Here is a 21,820-nt window from a genome sequence, read left to right as displayed (position 1 = left end):
GATTAACTTCATTCTGTCCTTTTATCTTTTATATTGTCTTTTTAAGCAGCGTGAACTCGCTCTACAAACAAGATCCCATCAAGATGGTCAATTTCGTGTTGAATAATTCGTGCAGGGAATCCTGAAAAAGTCTCAGTAATTTCCTGTCCTTGCATATTACGATAACGGACACGGATTGATGAAGCTCGAGCTACTTCCGCACGTCGATTCTCTACACTTAAACATCCCTCTTCTCCTAAAACAACATGATCAGAACGCTCCAATATTTCTGGATTAATCATGTAAATAGGCTCCATCTCAGGCGCATCGGGATACCGTATATTGGGTTTTGAAGCGACGATAATAATCCTTTTAGAGACATAAACTTGTGGCGCAGCAATACCGACACCATTGCGCTGTTGCATCGTAAAATTCATTGCTTCAACCAGATGCGTTAACCAGCTACTACTAAACTCAAGTTCACTTACCGGCGATGCAACCAATTCAAGGATCACTTCACCTTTTTGAGCAACGGGTAGTATCGTCATAATAAGTTCATCTCAATTATGATAAGAATTTGATCTTCATAATTTTTTAAATTTTAAATCAAATATTTGATTAATAGTCAACCAATCTTAAAGCATTTCAAGATGAAGTAAAACTGATTTAAATGAAGAATTTGTGACCTGATAATTTTACGGCTCAAGTTTCACTTTTTTGTATGACATCAGCATCCTGAAGTTCGTAGTAGTGTCTAACCTGATTACGACCACGTTTTTTTGCCAGATATAATGCTTGATCTGCATGACGAATCACCGCTTCTTTATTTAAATTAAATTCAGAAATGGCTATACCAAAGCTTGCTGTCACTCTGATCGTCGTACGTTCATCGATATAAAAGAGCTCATTTTCAATTTCTTTGCGACACCGCTCTGCGACCTCCATCGCAGCTCTGAGGTTTTTATTCTGCAACAGCATCACAAACTCTTCACCACCAAATCGCCCGACAATATCTGTATCACGTATATTTTGACGTAGTACATTGGCAACACGCTTTAAGACGTTGTCTCCGATATCATGACCATAGTTATCATTAATACTCTTAAAATGATCAAGATCTAACAGAATGAGAGCAAATTTTCGTTCTTGTAATTGAATTTCATTGAGTTCTAAACCTATTTTTCGACGGTTATAAATCCCCGTAAGCGGGTCCATTTGACTCATTAAATTAATTTGTTTTTCTCGATTTCTCCATTGCGTCAACAAAATCTCAAACAATACAAAAGTCGCAAAAAAAATAGGCACGTAAAAATAAAGTTGTGAATAAACCCAGAATTCATTAAATACCATGACTGAATAATTGAGCTGATCACTAAAGACCGGTGCGTAGGTCATATAACCCAATGCACTACTGACAATTGCAATGAGCATATATACAGTGACTGGTAAAAAAAGCAGATATACAATCTTGCGTTCAAATAAAACCAGACCAACTGTTAAAATACTGATAAATCCCGCAACGGTAGCAGGACTACTGATACCAACCGAATAGCCACCATAAATAAAGCTTACGGAAAATACCAAAATAATAAAGTAAGGTAAATATTGTCTCACCCATTCTTTATGACGCCATATGACACAAGGAATAATCAGTAAGAACTGTAATACACAGCACAGCAACATCCGTGATAGGTGAAAATAATAATAATCAGGATTGAGCCAATGATGTAATGCAGGATGATGAAATGAAAATAAATACCATGTAATCCAGGTGATATGTGCAAGCCCGCCCAATACCATGACCAGAATACATTTATTTAAGTTACTCCAATTCATCAACACACTTTGATTCATAAATGAATGAAGTGTATAGGGGCGAAAAATTCGATTGAATAGTCTTAACATAATGAACTAACTCAATTGAAACAGCTCATCAAAATAAACTATATTTTCATTTAACTGTGTAATCATTAAATCTATTTCACCCCTACAAAATATAGTGAATAAAATCACATATTTTTTATTATAATTGCACTTATTATCACAATCTAACCTTAAGATTAGGATTTATCAAGGTTTTTTTACCATTTATTCTATTTTTTTTTAAAGCTTTTTTTGCTTAAATCCAGCTAGCGATACGCTCAAGCATTTTGATTTGACTCAGCTAAAAATTGCTAAGTACACTCCTAACTCTTAGAACTCTTAGAGATCGAGTTCTCGATAAATAACTTTAATTTCTTGTGCAATGTGAATACTGACTCGATGATGCAAATATTGAATCAAAATATCAAACTGCTCTGCACCATCGTCTAATCCAGTACAAAAATATTCAGTATGAGGAGGAAGCGTTTTTAACCACTGACTTTGATAAAAATCGGCAACGGATTCAAAGTTAAGATAACGATGAGGATGCTGTTGTAATGATTTTACAAATTGCAGAAATCGAGCTTCCCAAAAGTGGATAATCATACATTTAAAGTCTACTGGTTAAATTCAATTTCATTGTTACGTCGATCTGCTTTATTTTGCAGATCGAATCATTCAAATCAATGTCCAAGGATGTAAATTTTTCAGAGTGAGTAGACGGTTTGCTGTTGAACTTGATATTTTTTCTTCCACTGAAGATAACCTAATAAGGCTAAAACAATAAATGCGCCATAAAGACCAGCCGTCAAGTATAGATCTTTATACATAAACATCATCACATAGATGATATCCACCACGATCCAAGCAGGCCAAATTTCCAAATATCGTTTTGACGTCCAATATGTAATGAGCAGACTTAAACTTGCCAATTGAGCATCTAAATAAGGAATGGAAGCATCCGTAAAATAATCCAAACCTAAACCAAAAATAAATCCTGCCAACATTGTAAAAAACACATGTTTGATAATTCTCAACCCTTGAATACGATTGATGGCAAGTTGCTCTTGCTGTTTAAACTGAGCTTTCCATATCCACCACCCATACACACCTAAACCGATAAACACGCATTGCAATATCGTTTCACCATAGAGTTGATAGTCATAAAATAACTTTGCATATAAGCCATAAGCCACGAGATTCACAGGCCAACACCATATATTACGACGAATCGTGAGGGTTACACCCAATACACTCATCAATACTGAAATAATTTCTAAAAGGCTCATACACTACTTAAAATGATCGTGGTTTATTTGATACGCCTATCCTAACGTATATTGAATGGCACCATACATGATTCTTAACGAACACGACTTAGCGATGTTCAATTTGAACTGCACAGTTTTGACCTAACCATTAAACTCCTCTAAAAATAGAATGTCCTCAATGGAAAATAATAATGATGAATACAACTCAAACGACCAGAATAACCATTGAAATTCGCAATCATCTGATGTTGATTGGTTTAAACCGTGCTGCGAAGCGCAATGCATTCGACAGTCATATGATTGATGAACTTTCACAAGCACTTACCACCTATGAAGACCAGTCCGATTTACGCTGTGCTGTGATTTATGCACATGGAGAGCACTTCACGGCAGGATTAGATCTGCTTGAGCTTCAGCCGCGTATGTCAGATGGTATATTTTCGGAAGATATGAATCTGATTAACCCATGGGGCACGACTGGTCGTAAACGAAAAAAACCAGTCGTTGTCGTTGTGAAGGGGTATTGTTTTACTGCTGGAATAGAATTGATGTTGAATGCCGATATCTGTATTGCCCATCAAAATACCCAATTTACTCAACTTGAAGTGCAACGTGGCATCCTCCCCTTTGGCGGAGCAACTTCACGCTTCGTTAAAACTGCAGGTTGGTCTAATGCAATGCGCTACTTATTGACGGGGGATTTTTTTGATGCTGCAACTGCATATCGACTTCATTTAATTACCGAAGTAACAGAACAAGATCCGCTTGACCGTGCCATTGAACTCGCCGAATCCATCGCTTCAGCTGCTCCACTCGCTGTTCAGGCCACATTGACGGCTGCTCATGAAGCAATTTCACATGATGAACAGTACGCTTTTAATCAGTTAAAGACTCATCTTCTTCCACTAATACAATCTGAAGATGCTGTCGAAGGTATGCGAGCAATGAGCGAAAAACGTCAACCTCGCTTTAAAGGTCAATAGTTCAATATCGGGAAATATAGACATGCAAGCTATTCCAAATGTGAACCAGATGCCGAGCATCAATAAAACTCAAGTTCAGTTTCCTGCCTTAGATAACTATATGCTCACCGGCACTCGCTACCTATCATCTGGTGTGAAGACTGTTGCACGTATTATTGTGGCTTCAGCGACAGCGGTTCCCCAACCTTTTTATCGCAGATTTGCAGAGTATGCTGCAGAACGTGGTTTTGAAGTGCTAACCTTTGATTATCGTGGTGTGGGGGCATCATCTCCAGCACAACTCAAAGGTTTTAAAATGAGTTATTTGGATTGGGGGAAACTTGATCTCGCTGGTGCCATTGAATACTTTTCTAGCGATACTTTCCCCTTATTTGTGACTGCACACTCTTATGGTGGTCAAGCCTTGGGACTTACCCCTAATCATCATCAAGTCAGTGCCATGTGTTGCTACGGTACAGGTGCAGGTTGGGCAGGATATATGCCGTTCAAAGAAAGATTCAAAGTATCCGTGATGTGGAGTATTGTGTTTCCACCCATTGTCGCAGTCACAGGTTATTTACCTTGGAGTAAATTCAATATGGGCTCTGATCTGCCTTTAGGGGTATATCAACAGTGGCGTCGTTGGTGCAAAAATCCGTTATATTTTTTCGCTGACCCCGAGCAACAAGATTTAAAAGCACAATATGCAAGTGTTAAAACCAAAATTTATGCTGTTTCAGCATTAGATGATGATTGGGCTCTCCCAAATTCGAGGCAAGCCTTTATGCAACATTATCATTCTGCTGATATGCGCTACATTGATATCACAGCCAAACAGTATCAAATGCCTGCAATTGGACACATGGGATATTTCAAAAAAGGCGCAGAAAAAATTTGGGATGACATGCTCCAAAATTATCTCAATTTAGTTAATGATTAAATTCTAAATTACTGAATAAAGTCAGATTGATGCTCTACCCCTTGTGCGTCAGTATGTCGATACATGATGCCATATTGACTCACATAGTATTCAAGGGATTGATTACGATATTCCCATAAAATCGACCACTCACCTAAATCAAATTGATTGATCTGACATAAAGTTCGTGATGGCATCTTGTTCAAAAACTCATATTGAATTTGCTGAGCAAACTTGATATCACGATGATTTACACGTTTCTCAAACAGTAATTTTGCAACCTCATCAAACATACGAATATCTTCGACAGAATCCGTATCATACACCAAGCGCGCCGGCTGGCTGAGATCAGTAGGCTTGAGGAGTTTTGTTAAATCAAAGTGCCTCTGCGTATTCCCCATAATCAATTTAGGTTGTAATAATAGTCGCCATACGGCATAGCAACTGACCAAAGCAAAACACACCACGATTAGCATCATATTTTTTACTCATTCCGATGATTATTCATTGAATCGTTCATTACAGAAATGATTATTTCTTTATTTTTATTGTTAATTTTCTTGGTGTTATTAAGTTTTAACTTTTAAAATATTAACTTAAAAACCAGTAGAGCGATGGCACGAAACGTAACAACTCATTTCAAAATCCACATGTTATGTAAACCGTGTAAATCTAGGTAATTTTACTTAATCAATATCACTTAAAAGCATATTAAAAGGTCTCATTAAAATAGGGTTTAAAATCTTAGTGTTCTAAATCATTAAGACATGTTTTGTCGTTTAACTTGATACGCATCTACACTATTCATATCTCAAATTTTATAATTTAACCATGAACTATTCCCGTAAACGCAAACCCATTACCAGTGCATGGCCAGTTGAGCATGATTGCTTCCTCATTGAAAACAGTCATCTTCAACTCGAAGCATTGCAACAGACGCTTCCTTATTCTGCTCAAGAAATTGAAGATCGCCAAGAAATCTTGGGGCTCACGAGACGTCGTCGTCAAATGAAAAAATTAGATTAATGAAAAAGTCTATCACGCACGCTATGACTATGACTTTAAAGACACTTCATTGAAAGGTCTAAAGTTTATGACTCGTTATAGTAAAGGCGATGATATTGAAATTCGTAACACCGACAATCAGACGTTTGAACAAGATGCTCTTGATTTCGAGCTCAGCTATCGTGTTCCAACGGGTAAACTCGAAGGTTTAAATATTCGTACACGTTATAGTTGCTACCGTAACAATATCCCACCAGTAGGTATGGCATTTAAGTCGGATGACGAAATGCGTGTCAACATTGATTACACTTGGAAATTTAAATAAAACAAAGTTAAAGGGAGTTCAACGGAACTCCCTTTAACACAAATACCTTTCATAGATCACAGCTCATATTTTAATTTCACATCCATTTCACAAGATTGCCAGTAGATTAAAAAATAAGAATAAATTAGTGGATTGAGATCATGAAACACGTCAAAAAAATTGTGGCTGCGACATTGAGCCTTCCTCTACTCTTTTTATCAGGCTGTGCAAGCATTCCAAGTTACTCTGATGATTATGCTCAAGCAAGATCGACAGTTCAAGGCATCACCATGACGCCTGCCAAAGCTCAAGATATAGGGGTTCGTTTTACCAGTGCATTCAATACTTTAGGTACACCTGAATTCACTAACCGAGCAAGCAATCTTTATGCTGACAGTTTATATATCAATGACACACTTTCACAATTTAGTAAGCGTGAAAATCTAGTCGAACATTTCAAAGGTATGAATAACCGTGTCAGTAATGTTTCAGTCAAATTGCTCAACACATCACATTTTGACGACTCAGCCTATGTGCATTGGCGTATGGCATATGATTTTAAAATCTTCGGCACGACTCGAAGCATGGAATCACATGGAATTAGTGAAATAAAACTCAATGAGCAAGACAAAATTGTGTTCCAGCAAGACTTTTGGGACCCAGCTGATGGCTTATTTCGCTCACTACCATATGCTGGAGGGTTATACGCATGGTTATTACCTTTCAAAAAATCGCAATAATGGCCCTCTCTGCTTTGAGTCTATTCTTCTTACCACTCGCGCATGCACAAAGTGTGCGTGAGTGTGGTCAAGGAGACCTCAAAGTCGGACAAAAAAATGTCGGTAAAGCAACTTATTACGCTCAAAATTGTCAAAGCACTTGGAAGAATCAAGATATTCGCATGGAGTTTGCTTATACTCAAAATATTCCAGAATGGGCCTTTAAAAGGGCTGCAACGCACTTTCTTAAACGAAATGTCAAACAAGCCAATACGTTGGAACAGCTTGACCAGATCACACAATTGTACCAACCCGTTCGGTCTGGTGATATTTATAGTCTAAGCTATACCCATACGACCCAGACTTTAACCTTAAGTTTAAATCAAAAAATTTTGGGTAAAATTCAATACATGAATGCCAATGATTATTTTAATATTTGGCTGGGTTCGTCTCCATTTAGTGATACTTTGAAAAAGCAATTATTGGACTAATCGTGTCGCCATGACTAAACATTTTATTTTAATGGTCGAAGATCATTACGAACTTGCTTCAACATTATGTGAATTTTTAGAAGAGCATAATTTTGTGGTTGATCATGCGCGTAATTTGGATGTGGCACGTCAACTGCTCAAGCAACATCCTTATCATATTCTACTGTTAGATATTAATTTACCTGACGGTACAGGGTATGACCTGTGTGAATGGCTTCGCAACAAACAGGGACTCGACCTCCCAGTACTGATGCTGACTGCTCGTGATACTTTGGATGATAAATTAAAAGGTTTCCGAGCTGGTACAGATGATTATTTAGTCAAACCATTTGATTTTAATGAATTGGTTTATCGTGTTCGTGCACTGATCAAACGCTCATTAGGAGAAGTATCTAACAGCCAAATCAAAATTCACGATCTCACACTAGACCCTGCTTTACAGCAAATCACACGTGCAGGTCAAATGATCGAACTGCCCCCTATTCAATTCAAACTTTTAAAATTACTTATGCGAAACTCACCTAAAGTGCTCACTAAACAGGAGATCATGCTTGAGTTATGGGGAGATGAAGAACCAGAAAGCGATGCGCTCAGAAGCCATATCTATAATTTAAGAAAAATGGTCGATAAGCCCTTTGAACAAAAATTAATACACACCGTTTCAGGGGTAGGTCTAAAGATCGCAGTTGAATAAAACTAGTTACTACTGAATTCACACTTCAGATCAAATTCCCCCAAATACACTATTTTGGAGGCTGATCATTCAAGTAAACGACCACAATCAGTCCTGAACTGAGTGACAAGTCAACTTTTGGATGAGTCATCAAATAGTATTCACGATCAAATAACTCTACTCTCCAGCCAAGTTGTTTACATAATTTTTGAACCAGTTGTAGCCCGATACCATGACCTTTGATATCGAGTTGCAGCTGCTGATTCGTTAATTCTTGCACTTTAGAGTTATTCGGTAAATCAATCCCGATCCCATTATCTGCGACCAACACTTTATTTTTTTCGAGAATGACATTAATGCTTGTCCCTTGAGAGTAATTCAATGCATTTCTTAAAATATTGCTAAACACCATTTTTGTCATCGATGGATATAAATGACGTTTGACCTCATCAACTTCGATGTTTAAATCGATACTCATTCCTTTTGCCAAACTGACACTATTCAAGTCACTTACAACATCTTGAAGCAATTCAGATAAACGGGTTTTTTCACTTTGTAAATTGCTTGTGGTATTTCGAGCAATCGCCAAAAGTGTATCGACCAATAACTGCATATCTTCGATTGTGTTTTGCAATCGAGTAAAGGATTTGTTATCACCATAACGGGCCTGACAAAGTTGTACATTTCCCTTCAATATTGTGAGCGGTGTTCGAAGTTCATGACTAACATCGCCAGTAAACTCTCTTTCACGCTGAATGAATTCGCTTAGAACTTGATGATATTTTTCAAGTGCTTGCTTAAGATATTCAGCCTCCAAATTAGAATCTGTCTTAATTTCTTTAAATGGTGATGCTCGATTATTTTGATGTTCCCAATCGATATGTTCGAGTGCATTGGCTAAGCGTGTGATGGGCGAAAAATAGCGGCGTGCACGGCGATTCCACCACCACAGCACACTGTATAGCAAAAATAAGCTGACCATGAGTGGCGCTAAACCAAACAGCCAAATAAGCTTATTAACATTACTTTCACCAAACACTAAAAAAACGTGTTCACCATTGCGTGTCCCATAAACCGTCATCCGGTCTTTACCATCGATATAGTGTCGATGTACACCCGATTGGAGTTTTAAATTACGAAATTCAGAGGGGGCTAACTCGTCATCGGACCAACGATATCCATATAAATTTTTAGTGTCGGGTAAAGCAGCTTCTGGATTACGCTCCATACGCTGCCAGTAATGCTCCATCTCCTGTTCGAGCGCTGTGGTCAGCAATGTTCCTTTAATGACCCAAGCACTGCAACCAATCCCAATCACAATAGACAAGGCAATAAGACCAATTTGTAGCCAATAATAGCGGTTAAACACCTCACCCAAAGGATGATCGCGTTTATCCCTAAATAGCCTCATCATGGACATGTACCCTCTTCACCTTATCGCTAAAATTAGTTTGAACTTCAAACAGCTCGCTTCTTAAACAAATAATGGCCAATCACCCACTCACGACCTTTGTCATAACCAAACAGTTCTGCACAAGCCATGAAAAAGATTCTCCAACGTTGCCACCAGATTTCCGCATCTTGACCATAAGTTTGCTTAAATAGTGGTTTAAGTAAGTCCTTTTTTTGATCCATATTATTTAACCATGCATTGGCTGTATGTTCATACTGTTGTCCAGACCATTGCCATTGGTTTTCTAACTGTAAATGATCCTGAAAGTGCAGGAAAGTCGAAACAGCAGGCATTAAACCGCCTGTAAAAAAATATTTAGACATCCAGTCATAATCATTTTTAACTTCAAATGGATAGTGAATAAATCGATGGCAGAAAATATGACACCACAATAAACCATCTGCTTTGAGCCATTGGCTAATATTGGCAAATAATCGCTGATAGTTTCGAACATGCTCAAACATTTCAACGGATACAACACGATCAAAAGAGTTTTGCTCCAACTCGAGTTGATTTACATCACAGGTGATGACTGTCAAATTGTTAAATTGCTTTTCTTTGGCTTGTTGTTGAATGTGAAGACGTTGAGTGTTGGAGTTTGATACTACCGTAATGTTGGCATTTGGATAATGCTCTGCCATATACAAACTGAGTGATCCCCAACCACAGCCTATTTCTAAGATGTCCTGACCATCTTGTAATTGCGCACGTTCACAGTAGACCTGCAGGGCATTTTCCTCAGCTTGATCTAAACTGGTTTTAGCATCATGGAATAAACTGGCACTGTACTTTAAACGCTTGCCCAACACGGCCTGAAAGAATGCTGTAGGCAATTCATAATGTTGTTCATTTGCCTTGTCTGTATCAATCGCGATTTCACTTTTTTTCAAGTCTCTTAATACATCCATATAACGCTGTGAAGCGAATACAGGGTCAAAACGACCTTCTTGCTCAAGACGTTTTTTGCAAAGTGCTTGGATACCAAGACGAATAACTTGATCTGGAACTTTGCCACTTTCAATGAGTTTTAACGATTGTTGAACGATTGAATCCATGTAATTACCTACTTTTTCGGTGGCCAAGGAAGAAACATTGATGTTTTTTGTTGGTACATCTTGTAGTTTGCACCACGATTTTTGAGCGCTTGCTGTTCACTAAATGGAATACCCGTGATGTAGTACAAAAAGAGCCACATCAACACCGGATAGATCCACAACCAAGGCGTTCCCGCCGCTATACCTAAGATTGGATAAGCAAACCAATGTATCCATTCAAAAAAGTAATTCGGATGGCGTGAATATTTCCATAACCCTTGATCCATCGTTTTGCCACGATTATTCGGGTTCAATTTAAATTGATACAACTGATGATCTGCGAGTGCCTCACCGATAAATGCAACCAGCATGATTAATCCTGAAATCAGCAGCAGCAGTTCTGTCGAGTTACTCCACAGCATCGCAGGTATACTGAGCAATTTGATCATTGGATATGAGAATAAGGAGATCAACCCAGCCTGAAATAGAAAAAAGAGAAGAAAACCTAAATGTTGAAAGTCTCCCATCGCACGGCGCATATTGGCATAACGCGTGTCCTCAGCATCTTCTCGGATATATCGTCTGAATAAATGCAATGCTAAACGGAGAAACCAAAGACCACTCGCGATCGCTAGAAAAATGCGAACAGATGTAGGGGCTTCATTCATTACATTTGCTGCGATGAGGACATTTAAAGCTATTCCAAAGCTCCAAATGACATCGACCAAACCTGCACGATGATTAAATGTCACCCAAATCCATGCACAAAGCATCAGGAAAACATTCATCACAAATAAATTGAGCAACATCGAGATGTCCTCTCACTGATTTAGTATGGACTTGCTTCAAACAATAAATGCACATCACTAATGACGCCTTCGAGAAAACCTCCTTCGCAATAACATAAATAAAAATCCCACATGCGAATAAAGTTTTCATCAAAGCCCAGTGCTAAAACTTGCTCACGCTGTTGTAGAAAACGTTCACGCCAGCAGTGAATCGTTTGTGCATAACTTAAACCAATATCTTCAAGATGCTTTAGACGTAATTTTTGTTCTGATGCAACGTTGGTCATCACGCTGATACAAGGAATAAAACTACCTGGGAAAATGTATCTTTTGATGTAATCGACCGTACTCAATGCCTTTTCATATCGCGCATCTTCAATGGTGATGGCTTGAATAAGCGCCAAACCATTAGGTTTTAACAGCTGTCTACACTTTTCAAAATATGTCGATAGATATTGAGCACCAACGGCTTCAATCATTTCAATTGAAACCAATTTATCGAATTTACCTTCAAGTAAACGATAATCTTTTAATTTAACTTCAACACGATGAGACAGACCCGCAGCGTCAATTCTAGCTTTAGCTTCGTCATATTGAGCTTGAGAAATGGTAATAGTAGTCACTTTACAACCATAGTTTTGCGCAGCATAGATCGCAAAACCACCCCATCCACTGCCAATTTCAACCAAATGATCCATCGGTTGAAGTTTCAATTTTTGGCATATGATTTCTTTTTTATAATCGGATGCTTGTTCCAAAGTCATAGATTGATCTTTGAATACCGCGCTGGAGTACATCATGCTCGGATCAAGAAATAACTTAAAAAAGTCATTACTTAAATCATAATGCTCAGCAATATTTTTGCGACTACCTTCCAATGAGTTTTTACGCGATGCATACCAAGTTTTGAGCAAGAGTTGACTCGCCTTTGCTAAGGCACTTTGGTTCATACGATCTAAAATATCGCGATTTCTCGCAAGAATTCGCACAATCTTCACTAAATCTGGTGTCGTCCAATATCCTTGAATGAAACCTTCAGCTGCACCAAGAACCCCCTGACGAAAAAGTAGATCCATCAACTTTGCATCATGGACCTCAATCACTGCGTCTAGATCACTTACCTCACCGACTGAACCCTCCCAAATCCCTTTAAAATGAATTTGGCCGTGTTTTAATTTCAGTAAATGACGTAACACCAGCGGTAGTGAAGATTGCTCTCCCATTAACAATGATTTCATATCACAGCTTGTCCTTCGTTTTATTGGGATGCCGATAAAATGGAACTCTATTTATCCAAAGCTTAAAGGCATGATAATAAATACCTGCAACCATCTTGATCGGCTCAAATAGTTTAAAAACAGCATAGCGATGAAGTTGTGAAGGAAGTGTGATGGGAGTTAACTCAAAACGCATTGATGCATCGAATTGTAATTTTTCCTCTTTAAACAATTGCATAAGCACATAATTTTGTTTTTCAGCCAAACTAAACGTCCATTGATACTTCAGATCCATTGGCATGAAGGGTGACACGTGAAAAGCTTTGTCAAACTGGAAGTGGAAGCTCGTATATTCGGAATGCTGCTCCCCCCCGGTGCGACAATCGTGAACATATACCTGTCTTTCTAACCAGGGTGTATTGGTGATTTCACTGAGAATGAACTGTAATTTTTGCTGGGCATTAAATAGAAAATAAAAAACCACCGAATTAAATCTGAAGCCAAGCGTGCGCGGCAAAGCCAACACCCGAATTTCAGCGAGCTCCGTCGGCTCTTCTAAAGTATGCTCTTCCAACACATGCAGAACCTTCTCTCGAATCGTGCCTTGATAGTTTGCCAAGAAGTCATCAGAATCTAGGCTCAGAAAGTTCCATTTTTTCGTTGACCAAAGTATCGAAGTTTGCGCGAAGTGTTCGAGCTGTTCTGGATCAAACCACAAATACGTCAGCTGACTCTGAAAAGCATAAGGCTTAGGCAAGTAACGGCGATGACGAATGTCAGCAACTGCAATTGCAAGCGGATACAGCTGCATAAGTACTCCTAAGCGGCTTGATTTGATGAGTTTAATAAGGCTTCAACCACCCATGACGCACTTCTTGCACCATCTTCATGAAAGCCCCATCCCCAATAAGCACCACAAAAATAGGTCCGATTTAAACCGTTTATTTCAGACCATCTTGACTGAGCTGCAATAGCTTCCGCATTAAATACAGGATGACGATAGTTACGCTGAACCCAGACTTTGTTTGGATCTAAATCAAAATTAGGATTTAATGTCGCAAAAATCTGAGTTTCACATTTCAAATTTTGTAGCTGATTCATCCAGTAACTAAATCCATAATGGACACTACTTTGCTGAAATGGAGTGACTTGACCCGCCCTATTCGGTGTGACATGCACATGCCAACTCGCCCACTGACGTTTTGATTTTGGCATAATGCTAGTATCTGAGTGCACCACCATATGATTGTCTTGATACTGAAAATTTTCTAATATTTCTATTTCTTTAACTGTCGGTTCAGCGAGCAACTTCAGTGTGTCATCTGCATGACTTGCAAATACTACCCAATCAAACTGTTCAATTCCCTGTACCGTTTCAATACTCACGTCATTTGCTGAGCGCTTGACTGACTTCACTTCTACTTTTTTAAACTGAATATGCTTTGCTTGAGTTTGAATTGCACGGATATATTTAGAAGACCCGCCTTTTACGGTTAACCATTGTGGTCGATCTTTGAGTTGCAACATACGATGATGTTGAAAAAAACTGACTACAAATTTATATGGAATTTGACCTGCTTGCTCTACTGGGCAAGACCATAATGCACCGCACATCGGATAGAGATGCTCTTGCCTAAACGCATCCGAGTATCCATGCTCGTTGAGATATTGCTCAATAGTGTAATGCGGGTCGGTCCCATCTACATCAAGATCTTTATTCGCTGCATAAAACCTGAATAGATCTGACAGCATCGCTCTAAAACGGGTCTTTAAAAAGTTCTGTGGTTTGAATAATAATGAGAATTTCTTGGAAGGATTATATTGCAGTCCTGTAACCTGATTATTAACTGAAAACCCCATATCACTGCTTTGAGCTTGTACACCAAGCTCCTTCAACATCTCACAAAATAAAGGATAGTTGTGTTCATTAAAAACAATGAATCCGCTATCCACTGCAACTTGCTCACCATCGATCTTTAATTGATGAGTATCAGTATGTCCCCCAAAATAATTATTCTTTTCAAATACGGTCACTTCATGGAACTTACTCAACTTCCAAGCTGCATAAAGTCCTGAAATACCCGATCCAATAATTGCAATTTTCATCTTGATTCCTTTGACTGAACTTGAGAATGTTGGAGTTTGGCCTTTTTCGAACGCGTAATTTTACTTGCTTCATAGACTCGAGCTGGTATGGGTTTCATTCCCCAAACCAAGCCGAACCATGACATAAATTTTAAGATGTAATAGGTCACATCGATCTGCCACCAATAGAACCCTTGGCGCGTACTTCCTGCATAAAAATGATGATTGTTGTGCCAGCCTTCACCAAGTGTAATTAGAGATAAAAATAAGTTGTTGCGACTATGATCATTCGTCTCAAAATCTCGGCTTCCATAATGGTGAGCCAGTGAGTTAATGCATAATGTGGCATGAATAAGCAGAACAGTAGAAATTGCGCCTCCCCATACCAATAACTGTAAACCACTGGTTCCCCAATGCGGCCACATCCAAGCAACCCATTCCCCAAGACCATAAATTCCGATAGCCGTCATTAATACGATCATCAAACTAAAACGATCCAACCAAATCAGCTCCGGAAACTTCAGCCAATCTTTAATGACACTTTTACGCGTTGAAAAATTATATTCATTTAAAAACCAACCAACATGGCTATACCAAAATCCATGCGTTGATGAATGTGGGTCTTGAGGAGTATCTGTATAACGATGATGATATCGATGATGTGCTGCCCACCATAATGGCCCACGCTGCGCACTCATTGTGCCAATTAAAATAAAGATAAATTGCAGCCATCTCGAAGTTTGAAAAGTTTTGTGTGACAAATAACGATGAAAAAAAGCCGTGATTGCGAACATGCGAATAAAATAAAAAAACAACATAAATGCAAAAGCAAACCAAGAAAATCCGACCCAAAACACTGCCAGACAAGCAAGATGCAGTAGGATAAAAGGAATTATTCTGAGCCATTGAATCTGTTTACTCTCAGAGGTCAATGCATCATGTGGTACGCTTACGGACCAACTATCCAGCCATTGCATGAGGCTTTTCAACATACAGTCATCCCAAACTAAGCAATCGATCTTTATGATTTAAATAAAGTGTAGTTCTTGATATATGAAGTTTATGTGAAGCACACGCTGTATCTTGAATTTCACGCTGAATCATTGAATTTAATATTAATTTAATTTCATCATATAAACTTAACTCACCCTCATTTTGACTACACAAATGCTGATCAATGAGCACTTCAACCCCTTTTATAACCTCTTTGAGTTACATGACTGCACACTGATAAGCCAAACCCAAAAGGTATGTATCTCGATTCAACAAAATAATCATAGGCAAACCTATTGAATCTCGATATAAACTATAGGGAGAAATAAAAAACCAAGAATATTGATGAAAAAGTTGAGACAACGATGTCTGAAACGAATGTAGAAACTGTATCGGATTCTAAACTCGCCCCTGATTTAAGAATGGTGCAAATCAATCAAAATTATGTTGCTTGTGAAGAGTGCGATACTCTCTTTCGTAAATCCGATTTATATAAGAATGAACGTGCCTATTGTTCGGCTTGCGGTTCCGAGCTCTATCGTAAAATTCCAACATTTAACACACTGTTGGCCTTAGTCTGTACTGCGTTAATTATCTTTGCGATTGCCAATAGTTTTTCAATTGTTAAAGTTGAACTCCAAGGCATTTATTCAGAAACCACATTATTGGGTGCGGCTTGGGCAATGTTCGAGGCAGATCGTGCTTTTGTAGGCTTTCTTATTCTGATGACCACTTTTATTGTCCCCTTGGCCTACTTACTTCTGATGGGATATATTCTTTTGATGGCAATGTTCAATAAAAATATTATTGCAACCCAACAGTATGCATCACTTAAACTCGCATTACGGTCACTTTTTCAATTGAGAGCTTGGGGAATGGTTGAAGTATTTCTGATCGGCGTTTTGGTCACCTTAGTGAAATTAGTGGGTATGGTGGTTGTGATTCCTGGAATTGCCTTATGGGCATTTGCCATTTTAAGTGTCTTGTTGGTCTATTTGGTATCAATCAAAATCAAAGATCTATGGAACGCAATTGATGGAAATCAAATCTCATGACCATCACTTCAACTCATACGAATCAACCTGATCAGATGAAGCATTCTCCACACACTGTGCAGAAATCTGTCTTTTTAGAAACGCTTGCACCGCGTGCAATTGATCTTGAACTCACACTTTGTCATTGCTGTGGAACACTCAACCGCATGACATCTTTGTCTGCCATCGAACAAGCACGAAAATCCCGCTGTACTCGTTGTGATAGCCCATTACATACCCGTAAAACGCGAAGTTTAGAACGAACTCTAGCTTATTTAATTGCAGCGAGTATTCTTTATATACCAGCCAATGTTTTACCGATGACGATTACAGAATCTATTCTTGGTCGTCAACAAGACACGATTATGAGTGGAGTCATCTATTTCTGGAAAAGTGGTGACTATTTCGTTTCGTCCGTTATTTTTATTGCCAGTATATTTATTCCACTACTGAAATTGGTCATCCTTGCTCTCCTGCTCAGTGCTGTACATTTACAAGCCTCAAAAAAAATTCACCTCTCACCTAAGCATTGCTCGATCATGTATAGAGTCGTGGAGTTTATTGGCCGTTGGTCAATGATTGATGTTTTCGTTGTCGCCATGCTAGCAGCACTAATCCAAATTCAATCATTGGCAACTATTTTAGCAGGCACAGGTGCAGTCGCTTTTGGTGCAGTTGTGGTTTTGACCATGTTAGCCTCACTGAGTTTTGATCCTAGAATCATTTGGGACAACTATTACGTTTCAATTCTGAGTCAGCATGAAAAAAAAAATGACGCTACAGAACATTGAGATTTACATAAAACCCTTTCACTTCTTGCTTGATATTCATATGATGAAGCGTACAAACTACAACCACATTACGATTTAATAAGATCAATAACTATGTCAGAAAACCAATCGAGTAATGGTCATCCTCATGATGAACAAGTTCTGAGTCAGGTCGGTGTACCTGATAAGAAACGTAGCAAATGGAAACCTTCTCTCATTTGGATTATTCCAATTGTGGCATTACTCATTGCATTTTCATTAGCTCTCAAGGCGTATTTGAATACTGGTCCTGTTATTGAGGTTTCTTTTAGGACTGCAGAAGGCATTGAAGCTGGCAAAACTACAGTTCGTTATCGTCAAGTTAATGTAGGTCTAGTGCGTGAAATTGACCTTTCGGAAGATCGGTCTCATATCATTGCTAAAATTGAACTTCGGAAAGATGCCAGTAATTTTGCTACGGAAGATTCACGTTTTTGGGTAGTGAGACCACGTATTGGTGCAAGTGGGGTTTCAGGTATCGATACTTTACTTTCTGGCGCATATATTGAAGTAGATGGCGGTAAATCAGATGTCAAAACCACTTCATTTAAAGGGCTAGAAACTCCACCCGTCGTGACTTCCGATGTTCCTGGAAAAATCTTTTTCTTAAAGGCACAAGATTTAGGTTCGCTCGATTTCGGTTCACCTATTTATTATCGAAGAATCAACGTTGGACAAGTAACCTCATACCAACTGGCTGATGATGGAAAAAGCGTTGAACTTCAAACTTTCATTAAGTCACCTTATGACAAATTTGTCACCACAGATGCGCGTTTCTGGCAAGCCAGTGGTGTAGATGTCAATTTGAATGCTTCGGGCTTTAGTTTAAACACACAATCTTTGGCAAGCATCATTTCGGGAGGGATCGCATTTGGTTATCCTGAAAATTCTGATGCAGCTCCTGCTCCGAATAAAATGAAATTTGAATTATTTGACTCTGAAAAGCTTGCGCTTAAAGAGCCTGATCTTAATCCAAGACGGATCGTAATGTATTTCAATGAGTCATTGAGAGGTTTATCAGTAGGAGCTCCAATTGATTTCATGGGTGTCGAAGTCGGTACTGTGAAAAAAATCAACACTGAGTTCTACAATAATCATTCGCAAATTCGAATGCGTGTTGATGCTGAAGTTTATCCTTCACGTATTGCTGGAGGTCATGAGTTGGACCCGCAAGGTACAGTATTCAAGCAATTTGTTGAGCGTGGTTGGCGAGCTCAAATGCGGACTGGCAATTTACTTACAGGTCAAAACTACATTAGCTTTGATCTTTTCCCTAAAGCTAAATATGCCACTGCAATCCGTCGAAATGATGGTGTAGTTGAAGTTCCAACAACTCCTACAGAATTAAAAGGCCTTCAAGCACAAGTGTCCCAAATCGCCGATAATGTATCTAAATTTCCATTGGTTGAAATTGGTCAGGACGTTCGTCAAACCTTGGCAAACTTAGATAAAACTATACAATCTTCAAAAAGTTTGGTCGATCAACTGGATGGCAAAGTTGCGCCTAATTTACAAGCCACTTTGGATGATGTTCGTAAAACAGTTCAGTCTTCTGAAACCATCTTGGCAAGTGATGCACCATTACAACAAGATCTACGTCGTGCTTTACAACAAATTACCCGTGCCGCAGCTTCATTGCAGTTAATGGCAGATCAAATAGAACAAAATCCTGAGTCATTGATTCGTGGAAAAACAGCGGAGCCGAAGAAAGATGACAGAGAATAAATTATTGAAATCTCAGCAACGCTGCTACCTAAAAGTCCTTTCAAGCTTGAGTGTTGGTTTGTTTGCACTCATCGTCAGTGGGTGCTCTTCATCCCCTACGCCTAAGTTCTATTCATTGAGCACTCAAACGCTAACATCATCTTCGTCAAATCAAAAAGTGAGGATGATTGAGGTGCTTCCTGTTGGATTATCTGATCGTTTAAACCGAATTCCCTTGGTGATTCAACAAGAAAATGGGCAGGCTAAAGTATTGTTCGATGATCGTTGGACTTCTACTTTGTCGGCTGAATTGAGAGATGCTGTTTCTGCGCGTTTACAGCAAACATTAGGTGCAGTGGATCGTTATAATAGTGGTATGACTGGTGGACAAGCAGCTTATCGAATTGCCTTAGATTTTTCTAACTTTGATTTCATCGAAAAATCAAATCAGCAACGCTTTATGCTCATGAATGCGACTTGGACTTTAAGATATGATGATCCTAATCGCCCCTTATCCATACCCAAAAACGCTCAAACATTACCTCAACGTCATCAACTCAGTTGTCGGATGAGTTTTTATGAAGAAATTCCACAAAAAAATAAAGACTTAAACACTTTAGTCACTGTTTCGCAAAAAGCCATTGATCAACTTTCAATCAGTATTGCAAGTTCAGTCAAGCACTTAGAAAATAGGAATCAGCCGATTACTGGTGGGGTATGTAGTTAATTTTCATAAAAACTTGAGATTTCTTTTGAATCTGTTTTGAATACAGCAAAGCTCTGAGTTGTATTTAAAACATCTATCTTTGATAAATTGGTATATAATTTTTTAGATAAAGACATTCAACAATAGAATTCTTTCATAATTCATTTTTATGCAGTTCCATGTTATAGATTCCAGCAATTTAATTGAATCTTAAACCTAGTCTTTTGACTCGATTACGATATCGCGCCGCAAGGACTTTGAAGGCTTTCAAACTGCCCAATACATGTTCAATCCCAATTCTTCTTTTATTGATTTCTCAATTGTAAACTTTTAGCTCGGGATCTAGTTTGCAGTATCTCTTTGCTTTTAGAGGCAATGAGCTATTTGGATACATTGCATAGATTCCTTGATAGCCTTCATCTGCATGAATAAAAGCACCTTTAGGAATCGGATTCAAGTTGCGTTTGAAAAGCTCGAAATCATGTACAGCAATACGACTCGTGCATAAACTCAGAAATTGCTGTGTTCTATAATAGATAATGGCTTGAACTTTAAATGTATGTGCCTTCTTCTTGCCACTATAGCTTTTCTTCTGTTTTTTAGGTCTTTGTGTTGGAGTTTCTGTGGCATCTACGATCACCACATTCCAGTCGATACCTTCGCCTTCAGGCAGACTCTCGGGTAAATTAAATAGATTGGACTTGATCAGGCAATCCTTTACGTGGCGGACGATTCTTGAAGCAGTAGGCTCTGACACGCCAATAGCTCAGACGGAGTAAAGCCTGATTTTCTTCACTTAACTTGAATAGTCTACCTTTAGCGGGCACAAGCATTTTTAGTAGTTCAACCATTAAGTCAATGGTTGACTATAAGATGCCTGTGTATCGCTTGAAATGTGTATCAAAAAGTTTCTTTCAGTTGATGATTTTAGTCCGCAAATTATGTATGGATTTTTAAATTTTTCGGTACAAATAATCAGCAAGAGATAGATCGTTTTGTGATTTATGAAACAGATCTATCATCGATCGTGATTTTCAAACAGCGAAAACATTTAATAACTGTGCAACTACGCTAAGCGGGGTATTTAAATTGGCTGTTAAGCATAATCTGATTTCTCCAAATCCTATGCATACAATTAAGAATCGTAAGGTTCAGGCAGAAATACCTGCCCTCTTCACACGTAAGGAGATGGAAGCCTTACTAGCTTGGCTCGACAAAAGCTTACATGATGAGGATAAATTTTGTGGCTAGTATTTTGAATTTGCTTTTTGGACAGGCTGTAGACCTTCAGAAATGATTGCTCTCAGAAAAAGTGTTATTGACTGGTTCAATGGCACATTCAAAGTTAACAAAAGTCATGTACGTGGTTTAGAAAAGAAAGTGACCAAAACACATACTTCTCGTGAGGTCTATTTGAATGAACGCTTGACTTTGGCTTTAAAAGCTTTGCTTCAATTTAAAAAGGATCTAGGCTACACATCTGACTATCTAATGCTTTGTCCACAAACTAAGGAACCATTTTTTAACGAAAAGCCACCTAGAGAACGCCTTAGAGCTGCTATGAAAGTCGCCATCGGACTGCCTACAATGCACGGCATACCTATGCAACGATGTTACTTATGGATGGCGTCAATCCAATGTTTGTAGCCGACCAACTTGGTCATAGTTTACTAATGCTGATTAAGCGCTATACGAAATGGTTGCATGGGGATAAAAACAGGCAAGAAATAGCAAAACTCAGCGTGGCATTAACAGCATAAATTCATCAATGTAGTCAGATGTTGGTATAAAAATGTGGCAAATAAAAAAGC

At 38.5% G+C, this 21,820-nt stretch carries 24 protein-coding genes and 1 pseudogene; 12 read left to right on the top strand and 13 right to left on the bottom strand.

Annotated elements, in window-relative coordinates:
* Positions 1–41: 41 nt before the first annotated feature.
* From def to pnuC, 4 genes are all read right to left on the bottom strand, one after another.
* Positions 42–530: a peptide deformylase gene (def, locus tag AC1M9L_RS09050; protein WP_481586554.1), complete on the bottom strand. Its 489-nt coding sequence runs from the start codon at positions 528–530 to the stop codon at positions 42–44.
* Between the two features lie 151 nt (positions 531–681).
* Positions 682–1,815 (bottom strand): GGDEF domain-containing protein, encoded by a 1,134-nt coding sequence (locus AC1M9L_RS09045; protein WP_481586539.1) that lies wholly within the window; start codon positions 1,813–1,815, stop codon positions 682–684.
* Positions 1,816–2,181: 366 nt separating this feature from the next.
* On the bottom strand, positions 2,182–2,448 hold the full coding sequence (locus AC1M9L_RS09040; RefSeq protein ID WP_481591919.1) for a hypothetical protein: 267 nt from the start codon (positions 2,446–2,448) through the stop codon (positions 2,182–2,184).
* Positions 2,449–2,549: 101 nt separating this feature from the next.
* Positions 2,550–3,131: a nicotinamide riboside transporter PnuC gene (pnuC, locus tag AC1M9L_RS09035; protein ID WP_481591918.1), complete on the bottom strand. Its 582-nt coding sequence runs from the start codon at positions 3,129–3,131 to the stop codon at positions 2,550–2,552.
* A 173-nt stretch (positions 3,132–3,304) separates the two neighbouring features.
* Between pnuC and AC1M9L_RS09030 the strand changes: the two genes are divergently transcribed.
* Both AC1M9L_RS09030 and AC1M9L_RS09025 read left to right on the top strand, forming a co-directional pair.
* A complete protein-coding gene (locus AC1M9L_RS09030; protein ID WP_481591917.1) occupies positions 3,305–4,096 on the top strand; it encodes a crotonase/enoyl-CoA hydratase family protein in 792 nt (263 codons plus the stop codon).
* Between the two features lie 22 nt (positions 4,097–4,118).
* Entirely contained in the window at positions 4,119–5,015 is an 897-nt protein-coding gene (locus tag AC1M9L_RS09025; RefSeq protein ID WP_481591916.1) for an alpha/beta hydrolase family protein, read from the top strand.
* 8 nt (positions 5,016–5,023) lie between these two features.
* Here the strand turns inward: AC1M9L_RS09025 and AC1M9L_RS09020 are convergent, their stop codons facing one another.
* Positions 5,024–5,473, bottom strand: a complete 450-nt coding sequence (locus tag AC1M9L_RS09020; protein WP_051586611.1) for a hypothetical protein — start codon at positions 5,471–5,473, stop codon at positions 5,024–5,026.
* Positions 5,474–5,825: 352 nt separating this feature from the next.
* On the opposite strand from AC1M9L_RS09020, the gene AC1M9L_RS09015 reads away from it, so the two are divergent.
* The 5 genes from AC1M9L_RS09015 to AC1M9L_RS08995 all read left to right on the top strand — a co-directional run bounded on the left by AC1M9L_RS09015 (position 5,826) and on the right by AC1M9L_RS08995 (position 8,207).
* Positions 5,826–6,020 (top strand): acyl-CoA thioesterase, encoded by a 195-nt coding sequence (locus tag AC1M9L_RS09015; protein WP_481591915.1) that lies wholly within the window; start codon positions 5,826–5,828, stop codon positions 6,018–6,020.
* A complete protein-coding gene (locus tag AC1M9L_RS09010) occupies positions 6,016–6,324 on the top strand; it encodes an OprD family outer membrane porin (protein ID WP_481591955.1) in 309 nt (102 codons plus the stop codon). Before AC1M9L_RS09015 ends, AC1M9L_RS09010 begins: the two co-directional genes overlap by 5 nt.
* Positions 6,325–6,464: 140 nt before the next feature.
* A complete protein-coding gene (locus tag AC1M9L_RS09005; RefSeq protein WP_171260728.1) occupies positions 6,465–7,043 on the top strand; it encodes a nuclear transport factor 2 family protein in 579 nt (192 codons plus the stop codon).
* Complete coding sequence (locus tag AC1M9L_RS09000; protein WP_481591914.1) at positions 7,013–7,513, top strand: chalcone isomerase family protein; 501 nt, start codon at positions 7,013–7,015, stop codon at positions 7,511–7,513. The genes AC1M9L_RS09005 and AC1M9L_RS09000 overlap by 31 nt, the downstream gene beginning before the upstream one ends.
* Before the next feature lie 10 nt (positions 7,514–7,523).
* Positions 7,524–8,207 (top strand): response regulator transcription factor, encoded by a 684-nt coding sequence (locus AC1M9L_RS08995; RefSeq protein WP_481591913.1) that lies wholly within the window; start codon positions 7,524–7,526, stop codon positions 8,205–8,207.
* 49 nt (positions 8,208–8,256) lie between these two features.
* Here AC1M9L_RS08995 and AC1M9L_RS08990 read toward each other — a convergent pair whose 3' ends face one another.
* The 7 genes from AC1M9L_RS08990 to AC1M9L_RS08960 are packed head-to-tail and all read right to left on the bottom strand — an operon-like array spanning position 8,257 to position 15,755.
* Positions 8,257–9,600 carry a sensor histidine kinase gene (locus AC1M9L_RS08990; RefSeq protein ID WP_481591954.1) on the bottom strand — a complete coding sequence of 448 codons (1,344 nt, stop codon included), beginning with the start codon at positions 9,598–9,600 and terminating at the stop codon, positions 8,257–8,259.
* 44 nt (positions 9,601–9,644) lie between these two features.
* A complete protein-coding gene (locus AC1M9L_RS08985) occupies positions 9,645–10,694 on the bottom strand; it encodes an SAM-dependent methyltransferase (protein ID WP_180028022.1) in 1,050 nt (349 codons plus the stop codon).
* 8 nt (positions 10,695–10,702) lie between these two features.
* A complete protein-coding gene (locus AC1M9L_RS08980) occupies positions 10,703–11,482 on the bottom strand; it encodes a DUF1295 domain-containing protein (protein WP_481591912.1) in 780 nt (259 codons plus the stop codon).
* Between the two features lie 20 nt (positions 11,483–11,502).
* Positions 11,503–12,699, bottom strand: a complete 1,197-nt coding sequence (locus AC1M9L_RS08975) for an SAM-dependent methyltransferase (RefSeq protein WP_035269391.1) — start codon at positions 12,697–12,699, stop codon at positions 11,503–11,505.
* Between the two features lies 1 nt (position 12,700).
* Entirely contained in the window at positions 12,701–13,489 is a 789-nt protein-coding gene (locus tag AC1M9L_RS08970; protein ID WP_035269389.1) for a DUF1365 domain-containing protein, read from the bottom strand.
* An 8-nt stretch (positions 13,490–13,497) separates the two neighbouring features.
* A complete protein-coding gene (locus AC1M9L_RS08965; protein WP_481591911.1) occupies positions 13,498–14,784 on the bottom strand; it encodes an NAD(P)/FAD-dependent oxidoreductase in 1,287 nt (428 codons plus the stop codon).
* The gene (locus AC1M9L_RS08960) at positions 14,781–15,755 is read right to left on the bottom strand and encodes an acyl-CoA desaturase (protein WP_481591910.1); all 975 of its coding nucleotides are present in this window, start codon (positions 15,753–15,755) and stop codon (positions 14,781–14,783) included. The genes AC1M9L_RS08965 and AC1M9L_RS08960 overlap by 4 nt, the downstream gene beginning before the upstream one ends.
* Before the next feature lie 423 nt (positions 15,756–16,178).
* Here AC1M9L_RS08960 and AC1M9L_RS08955 point away from each other — a divergent pair, with 423 nt between their 5' ends.
* The 4 genes from AC1M9L_RS08955 to AC1M9L_RS08940 all read left to right on the top strand — a co-directional run bounded on the left by AC1M9L_RS08955 (position 16,179) and on the right by AC1M9L_RS08940 (position 20,030).
* Positions 16,179–16,811, top strand: coding sequence for a paraquat-inducible protein A (locus AC1M9L_RS08955; protein WP_481591953.1), 633 nt, complete (start codon positions 16,179–16,181; stop codon positions 16,809–16,811).
* 35 nt (positions 16,812–16,846) lie between these two features.
* Positions 16,847–17,581, top strand: coding sequence for a paraquat-inducible protein A (locus tag AC1M9L_RS08950; protein WP_051586617.1), 735 nt, complete (start codon positions 16,847–16,849; stop codon positions 17,579–17,581).
* A gap of 93 nt (positions 17,582–17,674) precedes the next feature.
* Positions 17,675–19,324 (top strand): PqiB family protein, encoded by a 1,650-nt coding sequence (locus tag AC1M9L_RS08945; protein WP_481591909.1) that lies wholly within the window; start codon positions 17,675–17,677, stop codon positions 19,322–19,324.
* Entirely contained in the window at positions 19,311–20,030 is a 720-nt protein-coding gene (locus AC1M9L_RS08940) for a PqiC family protein (RefSeq protein WP_180028029.1), read from the top strand. Before AC1M9L_RS08945 ends, AC1M9L_RS08940 begins: the two co-directional genes overlap by 14 nt.
* Positions 20,031–20,325: 295 nt before the next feature.
* Here the strand turns inward: AC1M9L_RS08940 and AC1M9L_RS08935 are convergent, their stop codons facing one another.
* Positions 20,326–20,766 (bottom strand): transposase, encoded by a 441-nt coding sequence (locus tag AC1M9L_RS08935; RefSeq protein ID WP_481591908.1) that lies wholly within the window; start codon positions 20,764–20,766, stop codon positions 20,326–20,328.
* Between the two features lie 260 nt (positions 20,767–21,026).
* On the opposite strand from AC1M9L_RS08935, the pseudogene AC1M9L_RS08930 reads away from it, so the two are divergent.
* A pseudogene (locus tag AC1M9L_RS08930) lies at positions 21,027–21,769 on the top strand (tyrosine-type recombinase/integrase); the annotation flags it as partial.
* Between the last annotated feature and the right edge of the window lie 51 nt (positions 21,770–21,820).

The organism is Acinetobacter sp. ANC_7511 (genome assembly GCF_056779975.1).
Note: the sequence above shows the minus strand (reverse complement) of the source record. Positions and strands in the feature narration are given on the sequence as shown.

Excerpts from the sequence above, each read along its gene's own strand:
- AC1M9L_RS08940 (WP_180028029.1), top strand. The coding sequence starts at position 19,311 with ATGACAGAGAATAAATTATTGAAATCTCAGCAACGCTGCTACCTAAAA.
- AC1M9L_RS08955 (WP_481591953.1), top strand. The coding sequence starts at position 16,179 with ATGGTGCAAATCAATCAAAATTATGTTGCTTGTGAAGAGTGCGATACT.
- AC1M9L_RS08945 (WP_481591909.1), top strand. The coding sequence starts at position 17,675 with ATGTCAGAAAACCAATCGAGTAATGGTCATCCTCATGATGAACAAGTT.
- AC1M9L_RS09030 (WP_481591917.1), top strand. The coding sequence starts at position 3,305 with ATGATGAATACAACTCAAACGACCAGAATAACCATTGAAATTCGCAAT.
- AC1M9L_RS09005 (WP_171260728.1), top strand. The coding sequence starts at position 6,465 with ATGAAACACGTCAAAAAAATTGTGGCTGCGACATTGAGCCTTCCTCTA.
- AC1M9L_RS09020 (WP_051586611.1), bottom strand. The coding sequence starts at position 5,473 with ATGATGCTAATCGTGGTGTGTTTTGCTTTGGTCAGTTGCTATGCCGTA.
- AC1M9L_RS08995 (WP_481591913.1), top strand. The coding sequence starts at position 7,524 with ATGACTAAACATTTTATTTTAATGGTCGAAGATCATTACGAACTTGCT.
- AC1M9L_RS08970 (WP_035269389.1), bottom strand. The coding sequence starts at position 13,489 with ATGCAGCTGTATCCGCTTGCAATTGCAGTTGCTGACATTCGTCATCGC.
- AC1M9L_RS08960 (WP_481591910.1), bottom strand. The coding sequence starts at position 15,755 with ATGTTGAAAAGCCTCATGCAATGGCTGGATAGTTGGTCCGTAAGCGTA.
- AC1M9L_RS08975 (WP_035269391.1), bottom strand. The coding sequence starts at position 12,699 with ATGAAATCATTGTTAATGGGAGAGCAATCTTCACTACCGCTGGTGTTA.
- AC1M9L_RS09025 (WP_481591916.1), top strand. The coding sequence starts at position 4,119 with ATGCAAGCTATTCCAAATGTGAACCAGATGCCGAGCATCAATAAAACT.
- AC1M9L_RS08985 (WP_180028022.1), bottom strand. The coding sequence starts at position 10,694 with ATGGATTCAATCGTTCAACAATCGTTAAAACTCATTGAAAGTGGCAAA.
- AC1M9L_RS09000 (WP_481591914.1), top strand. The coding sequence starts at position 7,013 with ATGGTTATTACCTTTCAAAAAATCGCAATAATGGCCCTCTCTGCTTTG.
- AC1M9L_RS08950 (WP_051586617.1), top strand. The coding sequence starts at position 16,847 with ATGAAGCATTCTCCACACACTGTGCAGAAATCTGTCTTTTTAGAAACG.
- AC1M9L_RS08990 (WP_481591954.1), bottom strand. The coding sequence starts at position 9,600 with ATGATGAGGCTATTTAGGGATAAACGCGATCATCCTTTGGGTGAGGTG.
- pnuC (WP_481591918.1), bottom strand. The coding sequence starts at position 3,131 with ATGAGCCTTTTAGAAATTATTTCAGTATTGATGAGTGTATTGGGTGTA.
- AC1M9L_RS08980 (WP_481591912.1), bottom strand. The coding sequence starts at position 11,482 with ATGTTGCTCAATTTATTTGTGATGAATGTTTTCCTGATGCTTTGTGCA.
- AC1M9L_RS09040 (WP_481591919.1), bottom strand. The coding sequence starts at position 2,448 with ATGATTATCCACTTTTGGGAAGCTCGATTTCTGCAATTTGTAAAATCA.
- AC1M9L_RS09045 (WP_481586539.1), bottom strand. The coding sequence starts at position 1,815 with ATGAATTGGAGTAACTTAAATAAATGTATTCTGGTCATGGTATTGGGC.
- AC1M9L_RS08965 (WP_481591911.1), bottom strand. The coding sequence starts at position 14,784 with ATGAAAATTGCAATTATTGGATCGGGTATTTCAGGACTTTATGCAGCT.
- AC1M9L_RS09015 (WP_481591915.1), top strand. The coding sequence starts at position 5,826 with ATGAACTATTCCCGTAAACGCAAACCCATTACCAGTGCATGGCCAGTT.